The organism is Thermopolyspora sp. NPDC052614 (genome assembly GCF_040678635.1).
Classification (GTDB): Bacteria; Actinomycetota; Actinomycetes; order Streptosporangiales; family Streptosporangiaceae; genus Thermopolyspora.
The window spans coordinates 238438-252388 of the sequence record NZ_JBFATZ010000005.1; the positions used below are offsets into that span (position 1 = coordinate 238438).

Sequence of the window (13951 nt, forward strand, 5' to 3'; positions counted from 1 at the left end):
TGGCCCGCCCGCCCGCCGCCGGGCGGGCATCGGCGCGGGCCCGCGCTCACCGCTGCGGGGCGCGCAGCCGGTGCAGGCGAAGGGCGAGCTGGATCTCCAGGGCGCGCTCGGGCTCCTGCCAGTCCTCCCCCAGCAGGCGCTCCACGCGGTGCAGCCGCTGGTGGACGGTGTTGAGGTGGATGTGCATGCGCTCGGCCGTCTTGGCCAGCCCGCATCCGGTGCTGAAGTAGGTGTCCAGCGTCCTGACCAGGGACGTGCCCCGCTTGGCGTCGTAGTCGAGCACCGGGCCCAGCGTCGACTCCAGGAACCCGCGGGCGTCGCGGTTCGTGCCGATCAGCAGGCCGACGAAGCCGAGCTCGCGTGCGTCGGCGCCGTCGTCCAGCCGGTCGAGGGCGAGCAGCGCGTCCGCGCAGGACCGGGCCTCCCGGTACGCGGCGGGCACCCCGGCGAGATCGCGGACCGGCCCGGCGCCGCCGACGGTCACGGGCGCCCCCAGCGACCCGCCCATCTCCTTGGCCACCTGGCGCGCGGTCTCGCCGGGCCGGTCCCCCGGCAGCAGCAGGACGACCTCCGAATCGCGAACCGCCGCCAGGCCGTGCGCCGCCGCCGCGTACGAGGCCGCCCAGAACCCGGCCCGCCCGCGATGCCTGGGCGAGACGCAGTGCGCCGACAGCACGACGTACGGGACGTCCGCCTCCAGGCCCACCCGGCCGATCCGGGCCTGCAGCGACGCGGACCCGTCCGCCCGGCCGTCCAGCAGGTCGTCCAGCAGCTCGCCGCGGAACCGCGCCTCGGCCTCGACCGCGCTGGAGCGCAGCAGCATCAGCAGCGCGGTGACGAGCGCGGCGCGCTCCAGGATGCGCCGGTCGAGGTCGCCGAGCTCGGCCTCGCCGCGCAGCACCAGCGCGCCGAGCACCTCGTCGGGGGTCGAGACCGACGTGATCCACAGGTCGCCGCGGCGGAGCGTGCCGCCCCGCGAGTCGATGGCGCCCGCGATCTCCAGGACCCCGGAGATCTCGTCCTCCGCGAGCGGCACCGCCTCGCCGGACGCGGCCAGGCAGCGGCCGCCCGCGTCCAGCACGTGGAGCGTTCCGCCGAGCACCTCGGTGACCACGGCGGCCACGTCCTCGGCGCCGCCGCCCCGCACGACCAGGGCGGTCATCCGGTCGTGCGCCTGGGCGGCACGCAGGATGGCCGCGTTCTGCGCCCGGACCCGCTCGTTGGCGGCGTTGAGCTCCGCCAGCGCCGTACGCGTCCGCGCCAGCCGGCGCGCGTTGTCGACGGCCAGGGCCGCGTGCGCCGCCAGCGAGCCGAGCAGCACCGCCTGCTCCGGGGAGAACGCCCGCTCGGTGCGGTTGGCCGCGTACAGCACGCCGATCACCCGGGTGCCCACCCGCATCGGCACGCCCAGGATCGCCACCAGCGCCTCTTCGGCCACCGCCTCGTCGATGCGGGCACGGTGCCGGAACTGCGGGTCGGTCAGATAGCGGTCGCTGCTGTACGGCATCCCCGTCTGCGCCACCAGGCCGCCCAGCCCGTCGCCCAGCGGGATCCGCAGCCGCCGGAAGGCCGCCGAGATCGACCCGTCGGTCATCCGCATCCGGGTCTCGCCGTGCTCGTCGTCGTTCAGCGTCACGTACGCGACGTCGGCGTTGAGCAGCCGCCGGGCGCGGCGCACGATCGCCTCCAGGATCGGGTCGAGGTCGCGGAGCCCGGCCAGGTCGCCGGCGAGGTCGAGCAGCGCGGTCAGCTCGGCCTCGCGGCGGGCCTGCCGCCGCAGGTCGGCGTGCACGCGCAGCGCCGCCCGCTTCGCCCGCTCCAGCTCCGCCAGCTCCTCGGGGGGCGCGCCCGCCGCGCGGGCCGACATCACCGGCTCCTCGAACTCGACGGGCGCGGCCTCTCGGGCCAGCAGGTCGAGGAAGACGGCGCACGACACGCGGGTCGATGGCATGGTCATCGGCGCCGTCCCGGTACGGCCGCCCCGCGCCGGGGACGTGGAGGGCGAGGAAGGCGAGGAAGGCGCTGCAGGGCGCGTGAGCGTCGCGTCATCACGGGGTCAGATCCTGCGTCAGGGCGTGCAATGGAGCCTCCAGCCGCTCAGCGTGCAGGGGTCCGTCGAGTCCGACGATCTTACTAAGCGCATAGTCAGATGTGAACGATCACTTGTCAACCGTCTAGCCGAACCGAGGAGGAGGCGTCCGGGCACGGCCCGCGGTCTCACCCGCCCCGGCGGCCGCGGCGACGGCGTCCGGGGCGGTGCGTGTCGGTGCGTGTGTCGCCCGCGGCCCGGCGATCACAAAATCCGGCGATCATTCCCCGGTGACGACGCCGACTGAATAAGCGCATAATCAGCGAATGGGACGCCGGAGCCGAAACCTCGTGGCCCCGCCCCGGACGCATCACGACGTCCCGCTGGGGAGCGGGCGGCAACGACGCCGACGCCGTCGGACGGACGCGAGGCCGTTTCGCCCACCCGCCCGTCCACTCCCGCCACGTGCCGTCCCCGTACCCCACTCCACATACCTGACCACGTACCTGTCGCAGTGCTGGAGGTCTCATGCGCGGCCTGATGCAGGACCGGCCCCTCGACGTCTCGATCCTCATGCGCCGGGCCGAGCGGTTGTTCGCCCACAAGCGGGTCGTCACCGCCACGGCGAACGGCGAGGTCACCGCGACCTGGCGGGACGTCGTCGTACGCGCCCGCCGGCTCGCCGCCGCGCTCGACCTGCTCGACGTGCCGCGTCACGCCCGGGTGGGCACGTTCGGCTGGAACTCCCAGCGACACGTTGAGCTGTACCTGGCGGTGCCGGTGAGCGGCCGGGTCCTGCACACCCTCAACCACCGCCTCTTCCCCGACGACCTCGCCTACATCATCGGCGACGCCGCCGACGACGTGGTGTTCGTCGACCGCTCCCTGCTCCCGGTCGTGTGGCCGCTGCTGGACCCGGCGGCGGGCCGAACCCCCACGGTGCGCCACGTGATCGCGATGGACGACGGCGGCGCGGAGAAGGTGCCCGACGACCCGCGCGTCGTCGACTACGAGGCCCTGCTCGCCCAGGCCGGCGGCGAGGCGCAGCCGGTCGCGGTCGAGGAGAACGACGCCGCGAGCCTGTGCTACACCTCGGGCACGACCGGCCGGCCCAAGGGCGTGCTCTACAGCCACCGCTCGATCGTGCTGCACGCGCTGCTGCTGCTCGGCACGGACAACTTCGCCATCAGCGAGCGCGACGTCGTGATGCCGATCGTGCCGATGTTCCACGTCAACGCGTGGGGCCTGCCGTACGCCGCGATGCTCGCCGGTTCCGACCTGGTCCTGCCCGGCCCGGCGATGAGCCCGGCCGCGCTCGCCCACCGCATGGCCCGGCACCGGGTGACCTTCACGGCCGGGGTTCCGGCGATCTGGCGCAGCCTCCTCCCGCTGCTCGGCGAGGTCGATCTGTCGTCGCTGCGCATGGTCGTGTGCGGCGGCAGCCCGCTGCCGGACGCGCTGGCGCGGGCCTGGTACGAGGGCACGGGCGTACGGCTGACGAGTTCCTGGGGCATGACCGAGACCAGCCCGCTGGTCGCCTGCTCCCGGCTGGCGACCGTACACGACGGGCTCCACCCCGACGCCCAGGCCGCGGTGCTCGGCACGCCCGGCCCACCGATCCCGCTCACCGAGCTGAGGCTGATGGACGACGCCGGCGACCCGGTCGAGCACGACGGCGAGACGCCCGGCGAGCTTCAGGTGGCCGGGCCCACCGTCGCGGCGGGCTACTTCGGCGCCGACCCCGGCACGGAGAAGTTCACCGAGGACGGCTGGCTGCGCACCGGCGACGTCGCGACCATCGACCGGTACGGATACGTCCGCATCGTCGATCGCACCAAGGACCTGGTGAAGTCCGGCGGCGAATGGATCTCCTCGGTCGAGCTGGAAAACGCGATCATGGCCCATCCCGACGTCGTGGAGGCGGCGGTCATCGCCGTCGACGACGACCGGTGGGGCGAGCGCCCGCTCGCCTGCCTCGTCCTCGCGCCCGGCCGCGACCTCGACGAGGCGGCCCTGCGCGCCCATCTGACCGGCCGCGTCGCCTCCTGGTGGATCCCGGAGCGCGTCGAGATCCTGTCCGAGATCCCCAGGACCGCGACCGGAAAGGTCTCCAAGGTGGCCCTCAGAGAGCGGTTCGCGGCCCGCCGGGGACCCGAGGGGACCGGCCCCTCCCAGAACCGGCGGGGATAGGCGTCCGTCACTCTTTGCTGTGGATCATACACAGGGAACTCTCTTCTTTTTTAACCCAAAAGGCACCAAACACCCCTTTCATCCCGATTGTTCAAGGTGGTGCGTGGTACGCCACGAGGAGCATGACCCGTCCGCCATCGGCGGGCTCGATATCACCCGCCGCGGTCACGCTTCACATTCCTTTCTCGTCAGCGCGTCCGGCGCGGTCGTCCCGCGGGTGCGGGCGGAGCGTGCAAGTGACAGACAGATCTCAGACACGGGAGTTTCCCATGACCACGACTGCTGACAGGCCCACCACCCTGGTCGAGGTTGATCACCTCCAGGCGGACCTCGATCCCTCGGCCACCCAGTTCATGGGCGCGCAGAAACCCGCGAGCCTCAACGTGCAGGACCTGCGCGGCACCGGATTCACCTACCGGCACAACTGGGGCATGCGCAGGGGATGGTGGGACCTCAGGCTCAACACCACCGCCGTCGGGCCCAACACGCGCGTCTTCGCCTCGGCGGCCGAAGGCCCGACCTCGGACGGGGGGAAGTTCCTCGGCAACGCGCGTTACCTGGTCTACAACATCGCGCCAGTGGCCGGACACGTCGACGTCCGCATCTTCATCGACTGGCAGACGCCTATCGGGTGCGTCATCGACTACTTCATCGTCAACCCGTGACGCCCATCGGACATGTGAGAGGAGCAGCACATGACGATGGATCCCAGTGGCAACGGCGGAGTGATGCGGGCCGACGCCGGCGTGAACGCGCAGCCCGCGCAGTACACCGGCGCGCATCTGGTGCTTCTCGACCCGCGCGACGCCGGAGCGGGCATGTCCGCGCTCACGTCACGTGCGGGGGTGGCCGAGGCGACGCACATCCATCCGCAGGAGCGCGAGCACATATCCGAGATCCTCGCCGAGAGCGGGGCCGTGATCCTCGATGAGCTCGGGGTCGCGATCGTGACCGTGGACCCCGACCAGCAGGAGGCGATGATGCAGGCCGCCGCGGACGCGCCTCAGGTGTACGCGGTGGAACCGGAACGCGTCCTGTACGCCTTCACCGAGGGCCCGTCGCTGGACTACGTGTACGGCTTCCGCGACGGCGTCAACACCGCCGTCGAAGAGGCCCTCGCCAAGGGGTCCGGCGGCGCCGCTCGGACCGCCACCCTGGCCCGTACCTTCGAGGAGACACGCGCCGCCTGGGGACTGCAGGCGACGCGGGCGACCGAGTCCGCGTACACCGGCCGTGGCGTGCGCGTGGCGGTGCTCGACACCGGCATGAACGCAACGCACCGCGACTTCGTCGGGCGCCCGATGAAGATGGCGTCGTTCATCCCGGGCGAGAGCGTGGAGGACGGCAACGGGCACGGCACCCACTGCATCGGCACCGCGTGCGGGCCCAAGAGCCCGCACACGCTGCCGCGCTACGGCGTCGCCACGGAGGCGCACGTGCACGTGGGCAAGGTGCTGTCCAACGCCGGCAGCGGCGGCGACCGCAGCATCCTGGCCGGCATCGCCTGGGCCATCTCCGAGGGGTGCCGGGTCATCTCGATGTCCCTGGGCTCGCCCTCGCGGGTCGGCGACACCTACTCGCGGGTGTACGAGGCCGTGGCCCAGCGGGCCCTGGCCGCCGGCACGCTCATCGTGGCGGCCGCGGGCAACCACCGCCAGGCGCCGGGCACGGTGCCGGTCTCACACCCGGCCAACTGCCCGTCGATCATGGCGGTCGGGGCGCTCACCCCGAACCTCACCGTGGCCCCGTTCTCCTGTTCGGGACTCAATCCGGACGGCGGGCAGGTGGACATCGCCGGTCCCGGCGTGAACGTGCTCTCGTCCTATCCCGAGCCGACCGGATACCGGCGGCTGTCGGGGACGAGCATGGCCACGCCGCATGTGAGCGGGGTGCTCGCGCTGCTGGCCGAGGCACACCCGAACGCGACGCCCGCGGAGCTGAAGGTTCTGCTGTTCACCCAGGCCCAGCGGCTGCCGCTCGCGGCCACCGAGGTGGGCGCGGGCCTGGTTCAGGCGCCGTGAGCGCGGCGTGCCCGCGAGCAGGACGATGAACGAGAAGACACCGGAGGTCCGGGTCAACATCGTGGTGGACACCGGCCGCTTCGACAGCGTCGTCCAGGCGGTCCGCCAGGCGGGTGTCACCGTGGACGACCGCTCCCCGGCCATCGGCGTCGTCAGCGGCCGGATCACCGGCGACGACACCGACGCCGCCATCGCCGCGATCAGCGCGATCGACGGGGTGGTGGCCGTGGAGCCGGAACGGACGATCCGCCTGCCTCCGCCGGAATCAGAGATCCAATGACCACGTCCACTGGATCGGGCCCACTGGATCGCTCTGTTCGGATCAGGGCCGAGGCGACCCGCCCGTCCACCGTTCACCAGAACGCCGCCGGCTCTCTGGGAGTCCCAGGGAGCCGGCGGCGTTTCGATATGACGCCGAGAAAGACGACGACGAGAAAGACGACCACGAGAAGGAAACCAAAATGGACATCGACGTAATGGAGCCCATCAGACGGCAGCAGAGGCAGCAGCACGAGGCGGCCTCCCAGCGGGTGACGCAGCGCTCCGCCGAGCGACACGATCACGAGTCCGTGCTCGCCGCGCCCGGCGGCATGGTCCAGGCCAACTCTCCTGAGCACATCGACAGGCGCGTCGACCGCCTCCGCCGGTTCTACGGCGACGGCACCCTGCTGGATCGCGGCGCACCGCGTACGGACGCGGACCTGGAGAAGATCATCGGTACCGCGGACTTCGTGGGCGTCCGCTATCTGGACGCGGGGGTCGCCGCGGCGCGCGGCGTGGGGCGCGTGAACATCCGCGCCGAGCGCGGGCGGTTGCTCGGCTACGGCACCGGATCGCTGGTGTCGCCCGTGCTGCTGCTCACCAACCGCCACGTGCTGCCCGACGCCGAGACGGCCCGCCACAGCCTGATCGAATTCAACTTCCAGGACGGACTCGACGGCAGCCCGCTGCCGCCCATCCCCTTCCCGCTCGACCCGGACCGGTTCTTCCTCTCCGACGCCGAGCTGGACTTCGCGCTGGTGGCGGTCCGCGCCCCGGCCGCCGAGCTGGCGCCGTTCGGCTTCAACCGGCTGATCGAGGACGAGGGAAAGGTGATCGTCGGGGAGTTCGTCACGATCGTGCAGCACCCGCGCGGCGAGAAGAAGCAGGTGGCGCTCCGCGAGAACCGGGTCGTCGACATCCCCGAGCGTTTCCTGCACTACGTGGCCGACACCGAACCGGGATCATCCGGCTCTCCGGTCTTCAACGACCAGTGGGAGGTCGTCGCGCTGCATCACGCGAGCGTGCCGATGAACGGCGGCGAGACCAGCTTCGGCAAATTCGTCAACGAGGGGATCCGGATCAGCCGGATATGCCAGTTCGTACGCCAGGCGTCCCTGCCACCGCCCCAGCGTGCGCTCGCCGACCAGCTCTTCGCCACCGAAAAGGCGACGCTCGTCCCGCCCGTGGCCGCCGACGGCACGCCCGCCGTACCGAACGTGCCCGCCGTACCGCCGAGCGCGGCCACCGTACCGAACATGGCGACCGTCCCGAACGTGGCCGTACCTAATGTGGCCGTACCTAATGTGGCCGTACCTAATGTGGCCGTACCTAATGTGGCCGTACCTAATGTGGCCGTACCTAATGTGGCCGCCGTACCGAACGTGGCCGCCACCGTGCTCGGCGCCCCGCCGACGGCTCACGACGGCATGCCCGCCCCGCCCGCTCCCACCATCGGCGCTGCTCCCGCAGCGGCGCCTCCCACCACGGCGGCCCCTTCACCGGCGGGCGGCGGCGAGGTCACGATCTCGATCCCGCTGCAGATCACGGTCCGGCTCGCGGAAACAGGCGCGGCCGTCGCGGCGGGCCCCGCGCCGACGGCGCTGGGCGAGGCGACGGCGATCGACCCCGACTACGGCGGCCGCGGCGGCTACGACCCCGCGTTCCTGGCCCACCCGCTGCCGATGCCCGTCCCCTCCCCCAAGCTGACCGCGCTCGCCTCCCCCGAGCTGCGATATCACCACTTCAGCATCGTCATGCACCGCCGCCGGCGGCTGGCGATGTTCACCGCCTGCAACATCGACGGCAAACGCTCCCAGCGTCCGCGGCGCGGAAACGACCGCTGGATCTTCGACCCCCGGCTGCCGGCCGAGGAGCAGACCGGCCCGGCCGTGTACGCCGACAACGATCTGGACCGCGGCCACCTGGTGCGCCGCCTCGACCCGGCCTGGGGCACCACCCCCGTCCAGGCCTTGGCGGCCAACGACGACACCTTCCACTTCACCAACTGCTCGCCGCAGCACCACGCCTTCAACGCCGGCGACACGCTCTGGCTCGGCCTTGAGGACTACGTGCTGAACAACGCCGACAACCACGACCTGGCCGTCAGCGTGTTCACCGGACCCGTCCTCGCGGCCGACGACGACGCCTACCGCGGCGTCGCGCTGCCGCGCCAGTTCTGGAAGGTCATCGCGATGGTGAAGGACTCCGGCGTCCTGTCGGTGACCGGCTACCTGCTCAGCCAGGCCGCCCTCATCGCCGAGCTGCCCACCCGGGAGGGCTTCTCCTACGGCGCCTACCGGACCTTCCAGGTCCCCGTGCGGAGCATCGCGGCCCTCACCGGCCTGCGCCTCGACCCGCACATCGCGGCCGATCCGCTTGAGCGGGTCGAGTTCGCGCCACGGCCCCGCGAGGTCTCCCGCCCCGAAGACCTGGTGCTCTGACCAGCACGACGCCCCGGCCGGGCGCGAGGCGATCGGCCTAGACGGTCGTGTTCTCCTCGGTGACCTGCTCCGCCACGGCGAACCGAATGCCCTGCTGCCAGATCTTCCCTGCCCATGTCAATGTGGGCCTGGCCTGCAGGACGGCAAGCCGCCAGCCGGCCGACAGCAGTTCTCGGATATCGCTGCCGGTCGTGAGACCGCCCTTGCGCTCGTTCTCGGGGGTATCTCGGCTCTCACGGAGGAAACCGCGTTTCAACGCCAGCTTCCATCCTTCCTCGAGCGGCACCTTCAGCTCGGCCGCGAACCTCTCGGCCTCTGCCTGGATCTCCGCCTCCGGCACTTCGACCGACGGCTCGTAGACGCCGGTCGGCGCGAGCACGAAGGTGACCGTCGGGTACTTGCTCCTGGCTTCTTTCACGACCCTGGCCAGTTCGGGCGTACACCTGGTGTGGCAGGGTGACCGGTTGATCAGAAGGATGAGCTCCGCCGAGCCTCTCACGGCCACGACCTGCGCCACACGCTGCAGAGCCAGGTCCCAGCCGCCCTCCTTGATGAGCCTCTCCTCGGCGTGCAGGCCGTTGCTGGTGGCGGTGACGACATGAGCACCGTCGACCGTGATGGCGGCCGTCGTCTCGTACCCCTGTTTCGCGAAGGCGGTTCTCAGCAACGCTATGTCCTTCGCCCTCGGGCGATGAGCGCGGAATGCCTGCGCCCATGGCAGAACGAAGTCCGTGGGCTCACTCGCGGCGGCTGAGATCTCAAGCGACAGGGGTTCCTGCCCGGACGAACGCGCCGTCAGCCTCTTGAGCCCATGCCGCTTGTGACGCCCGGATACGACGCCCAGCACGTGCCGAAGCCGGGACACCGAATCGAGCGGATTCGCGGTCAGCGCCCGGCGCGCGTCGCCGAGCGCGGCCGCCTTCACCGCGGTGGCCCGCGGCGCCTCCTGGGCCGTGCCCGGGGAGGGTCTGGCGCCTCCCGCGCGGGCGGCGAGGAGGCCCTTGACGCGGTCGGCGATCCAGCGGGCGACCCGTTCCAGGGCGGAGAGGATGGCGGTGCGGACCCGCTTGGTGAAGCCGAGGACGTGCCCGCTGACGTTGCCCAGGCCGGCGAAGCGGGCCAGGAAGCCGAGGATGACCGGCAGGGCGGCGGCCATGGTCTTCTCGATGTACGCGATCGCCGCGCCGAGGTTGCCCCGGGCGATGTTCTCGACCGAGTCGAGGACCGCGTTCACCAGGCGGGCGATCTGCTGGGCGCGCTCGATGAAGAACATCACCGTGTTGTAGACGGCGATGATCGCCTGGATGATCGCGCCCACCGGGTTGAACAGCATGACGAGCCTGGCGACGGCGGCGCCCACGACGGAGCGGGCGGCCCACCCCCGGATGGACTGGATCAGGGTATCCGCCAGGCCGGTCGCGTACTCCTTGATCTTCTCCCAGGCCGCGACGAGGCCCTTGGTCACGATCAGCCGCAGCCAGTCGAAGGCCGTCTCGATGTACTCGACCGCGGGGGCGCCGAGCGTCTTCACCAGGATCTCGCGCAGCGCCGCGTACGTGAGGCCGAGAATCTGGAGGATCAGGGAAAGGATGCCCGCGTAGTCCCAGACCGACGGCAACTGGACGGTGCCCCTCATGGCGCCGACGAGCCATTCGAAGATCCCGGTGCGGAGATGGGCCCCGATCTTGGACTGGAACAGCGTGATGCCGCCCTTGACCGCGCCCACCAGGTGGGACAGGAAGCGGACCGGGCTGGAGACGATCAGCCCGAAGACGCCGCCGATCCGGCGGAAGACGGCGAGGACCCGCCCGGCGGCGCCGCCGGCCAGGGCGAGTGCGCCCTCGAAGACGAACTCCAGCGCCTTTCTCCCGGCGGCGACGGCGAAGTCGCGGATCCGGGCCAGCGGAGGGCCGAAGATGGCCTTGATCTTCTCCCAGGCCCGGCCGGGGCTGCGCAGGTCGCCGATGGAGAGGGCGTCCCATGCCCGGGCGAACAGGCCTCGGATGGAGGACCAGGTGAGGTTGAGCTTGCCGATCTCGGCGGAGAACCACGCGTAGGCGCGCTGGATCACTCTGGCGCGCTGGAGGTTGTCGAAGATGGCCGCGCCGCCCGGGATGAGGCCGACGACGCCCTTGATGAGGTTGACGGCGTTCCGGTCGACCTTGTCCTGGGAGATCGGATCCCTGCCGAGCGCGAAGGCGAGCAGGTCGTACCCGGGCACGGAGCGGGCGTGGTCCCTGAGCCACCCCAGCACCCGGTTCTTGAGGGCAGCCAGCTTGCGGCGCACCCAGCCCAGGAGGCCCTGTACGGCGGGCCCGGAGGTACGGCCGCGTACGACGGCCGGGGCGCCGCGGGCCGCCGCGGCCGACGCGCGGGCGGCCTCGTGCTCCAGGGGATCGTGGACGCCGCCGAACAACTGGACCGCGGGTTCGCCGCCCTGCTGGATGGCGTGCGCGAGCTCGTGGGCGATCAACGGCAGGTCGGTCGGCTGCTCGCCCTCGGCGAGGTAGACGTTGACGCCCCAGGTGAAGGCCCGGACGCCGAGCAGTTCCGCGGCCTCCTGCGCCTTGCGGTCGGTGTGCACGCGGATCGAGCCGACGTCGGCGTTGAAGGACGCGGCGAGCGGGACGGCCACCTGCGCAGGCAGCGGGTTCCCGGCTCCCGGGGAGGTCACCGCGGCCCGGACCGGCGCGGGCAGGCTCTCCGGAGGCAGACCGCTCGGCGGGGACAGCCTGATCGCGGGTCGCGAGGCCAGGGCACGCGCGGTTACCACCGACGGCAGCGGGGACGGCGCGGCGGGCGGCGCGGCCGGGCGAGGCGGGCGCTCGGGCGCCGGTTCCGCGGTGTGCTCCCGGGCGGCGGTACGGATCGGGGCGGGCGACCTAGGCATAGGCCCCCGTTCCGTGGGCCACCGTTCCGTGGGCCCCCGTTCCATGGGCCGTCGATCCATGGGCCGCCGTTCCGCGCAGGGGGCAGACGGCGCCCATCTTGCGGTACTCGCGGCGGATGGCCTCGGCCAGGTGCGCGGTGGTGATCGCTCCGGAGTCGTCCAGGGCGAGCAGGGAGGCATGCAGTACGGCACCGCGGATCTTGCCGCCGGTCAGCGCGCAGCGGGCCGCCGCCTCGGCCAGGAAAACGTCGTCCACCGCGGCTCCGGCGGGCAGGTGGCGCCGCCAGATCGCCCAGCGCTCGGCCGGGCCCGGGGCGGGGAAGTCGACGATCGCGTCCAGCCGCCGTTCGAAGGCGGCGTCGATGTGCTGCTCGGCGTTGGTGGTGAGGACGACGATGCCCTCGAAGGACTCCAGTCGCTGCAGAAGGTAGTCGGTCTCCAGGTTGGCGTACCGGTCGTTGGCGGTCTGCACGCCCGTCCGCCGGGTCAGCAGCGCGTCGCCCTCGTCGACCAGCAAGACGACGTCCAGCGCCTCGGCGTGGCCGAGGACCCGGTCGAGGTTCTTCTCAGTCTCGCCCAGGTACTTGTTGACCACAGTCGACAGGTCCAGCCGGTAGAGGTCCTTGCCGAGGACCGCGGCGAGGACGCGTGCGGACAGCGTCTTCCCGGTGCCGCTCGGGCCGGTGAACATCGCGCGCACCCCCGCGCCGAAGCCGGCGCCGAAGGCGGGCGGCAGCGTCCCCGGCAGCCGTTCCCGGTTGCGGCAGCGGCGTTCCAGCAGCAGCAGGTCGGCCCGGGTGTCCTCGGAGGTGACCACGTCGTCCCAGGTGCCGTGCGCCGGCACCCGGGTGGCGAGGGTGTCGAGCAGTTCGGCGCGCACGGCGCGGCCCGCCCGTGCCACGTCGGCGGCGACGACCTCGGCGCGGCCGTCGGCGGACGCCTCGGCCGCGGCCGCGCGGGCGACCCGGCGGATGGTGCCGCCGGGCATCCGGTGGGCGGCGGCCAGCGCGGGGATGTCCGCCGCCGCGTACCCGGCCAGCCCCGCCTCCCAGTGCCGCCGCCGCTCCGCCTCGCCCGGCATGCCCAGCATCAGCGTCGCGGCCCCGGCCGCCGCGGTGCCGCCGTGGATCGGCATCCGCAGCCCGACCGGTCCCGAGTACGCCCCCAGGTGCGGAACAGGCGTCGTCTCTCCCGGCGCCGGGTCGAGCGTGATGATCGGCAAGGCGTGCAGGAGGGTGGCCAGCGGGCCCGCGATCCGCCACCGGGAGCCGGCCTCGCCGGTGAGGGCGGACAGGTCCAGGGCGCCGCGCCCCAGTTCGGCGGCGAGCGCCCGCAGCAGCGTCCGCCTGCCCCCGGTCCGCGGCCCCCGCACGACCACGTATGCCACTACGCCCGCCGCCGACGCCGTTCCCGGCGGCGCCTCGGCCGATGTTCCCCGCGGCGCCCCGGCCGACGATCCCGCCAGCATCCCCGCGACGGTCGCGGCCCGGCGCCGGACGTCTTCCGGGAGGACAAGGTCGGCCAGGTGCGGCAGGGCGTCGGCGGGTTCGTAGCGGGCCCACTCGGCGAGCCGGTGCGGTACATCGCCCCGCACGGCGTCCCAGATCAGCGGCTGGGGGCGCAGCGTCCGGGCGTGCTCGGGCAGGCCGGGGTCCACCGCCTCGACCAGTCCGAGCGCGAGCAGGTCGCCCAGCGCGCGGCGGGCCGCGAGCCGGGTACGCGGGTCGTCGTCCCAGTTGGCGATCAGGCCGGCGGCGGGCCACGGCTGCCCGCCCTGGACGGCCCCGAACAGCGCGCCGAACCTGGGGTCCTCCTCCGGCAGGCCGATGACGAACAACCGGACGAGCGCCTCCCGGCCGATTCCCGCCGTGTCCCCCAGCGCGGCGAGCGGCAGCCGTACCGGCGACTTCGCCTCCCAGTCGGCGAGCCCGGCCGCCCACTCGGCCCGGCCGCCGCATCCGGCCGCGTCGAGTTCGTCCAGGTACGGCCCCAGCAGGGCCACCTGCTCGGGGGCGACGGCGGCCAGGCGTTCACGCAGGTACAGGACCGCGCCGTAGAAGTGCAGGCGGAAGTGTTCCGACGCGCTGTGCGGTCGTCTCGTGAACGGGCTCGTCACCTC

The 13951-nt window shown here is 72.5% G+C and carries 8 protein-coding genes; 5 read left to right on the plus strand and 3 right to left on the minus strand.

From position 1 onward, the window contains the following. Positions 1-46: 46 nt before the first annotated feature. Positions 47-1957: a helix-turn-helix domain-containing protein gene (locus AB0K60_RS13195; RefSeq protein WP_364052697.1), complete on the minus strand. Its 1911-nt coding sequence runs from the start codon at positions 1955-1957 to the stop codon at positions 47-49. 600 nt (positions 1958-2557) lie between these two features. Here AB0K60_RS13195 and AB0K60_RS13200 point away from each other — a divergent pair. The 5 genes from AB0K60_RS13200 to AB0K60_RS13220 all read left to right on the plus strand — a co-directional run bounded on the left by AB0K60_RS13200 (position 2558) and on the right by AB0K60_RS13220 (position 8942). After that, complete coding sequence (locus tag AB0K60_RS13200) at positions 2558-4219, plus strand: long-chain fatty acid--CoA ligase (protein ID WP_364052700.1); 1662 nt, start codon at positions 2558-2560, stop codon at positions 4217-4219. Between the two features lie 269 nt (positions 4220-4488). Further along, positions 4489-4884, plus strand: a complete 396-nt coding sequence (locus AB0K60_RS13205) for a hypothetical protein (RefSeq protein ID WP_364052703.1) — start codon at positions 4489-4491, stop codon at positions 4882-4884. 30 nt (positions 4885-4914) lie between these two features. Then, positions 4915-6240, plus strand: coding sequence for a S8 family serine peptidase (locus tag AB0K60_RS13210; RefSeq protein WP_364052706.1), 1326 nt, complete (start codon positions 4915-4917; stop codon positions 6238-6240). Positions 6241-6265: 25 nt separating this feature from the next. Next, complete coding sequence (locus AB0K60_RS13215) at positions 6266-6520, plus strand: hypothetical protein (RefSeq protein WP_364052709.1); 255 nt, start codon at positions 6266-6268, stop codon at positions 6518-6520. Between the two features lie 181 nt (positions 6521-6701). Next, on the plus strand, positions 6702-8942 hold the full coding sequence (locus AB0K60_RS13220) for a DNA/RNA non-specific endonuclease (protein ID WP_364052712.1): 2241 nt from the start codon (positions 6702-6704) through the stop codon (positions 8940-8942). A 37-nt stretch (positions 8943-8979) separates the two neighbouring features. Here the strand turns inward: AB0K60_RS13220 and AB0K60_RS13225 are convergent, their stop codons facing one another. Both AB0K60_RS13225 and AB0K60_RS13230 read right to left on the minus strand, forming a co-directional pair. Then, complete coding sequence (locus AB0K60_RS13225) at positions 8980-11832, minus strand: DUF4157 domain-containing protein (RefSeq protein ID WP_364052715.1); 2853 nt, start codon at positions 11830-11832, stop codon at positions 8980-8982. Continuing rightward, on the minus strand, positions 11825-13948 hold the full coding sequence (locus tag AB0K60_RS13230; RefSeq protein WP_364052718.1) for an ATP-binding protein: 2124 nt from the start codon (positions 13946-13948) through the stop codon (positions 11825-11827). Before AB0K60_RS13230 ends, AB0K60_RS13225 begins: the two co-directional genes overlap by 8 nt. Positions 13949-13951: the final 3 nt, after the last annotated feature.

Bases quoted from the DNA above. Each gene is read 5' to 3' on its own strand.
- AB0K60_RS13195 (WP_364052697.1), bottom strand. From the start codon at position 1,957: ATGACCATGCCATCGACCCGCGTGTCGTGCGCCGTCTTCCTCGACCTG.
- AB0K60_RS13200 (WP_364052700.1), top strand. From the start codon at position 2,558: ATGCGCGGCCTGATGCAGGACCGGCCCCTCGACGTCTCGATCCTCATG.
- AB0K60_RS13205 (WP_364052703.1), top strand. From the start codon at position 4,489: ATGACCACGACTGCTGACAGGCCCACCACCCTGGTCGAGGTTGATCAC.
- AB0K60_RS13210 (WP_364052706.1), top strand. From the start codon at position 4,915: ATGACGATGGATCCCAGTGGCAACGGCGGAGTGATGCGGGCCGACGCC.
- AB0K60_RS13215 (WP_364052709.1), top strand. From the start codon at position 6,266: ATGAACGAGAAGACACCGGAGGTCCGGGTCAACATCGTGGTGGACACC.
- AB0K60_RS13220 (WP_364052712.1), top strand. From the start codon at position 6,702: ATGGACATCGACGTAATGGAGCCCATCAGACGGCAGCAGAGGCAGCAG.
- AB0K60_RS13225 (WP_364052715.1), bottom strand. From the start codon at position 11,832: ATGCCTAGGTCGCCCGCCCCGATCCGTACCGCCGCCCGGGAGCACACC.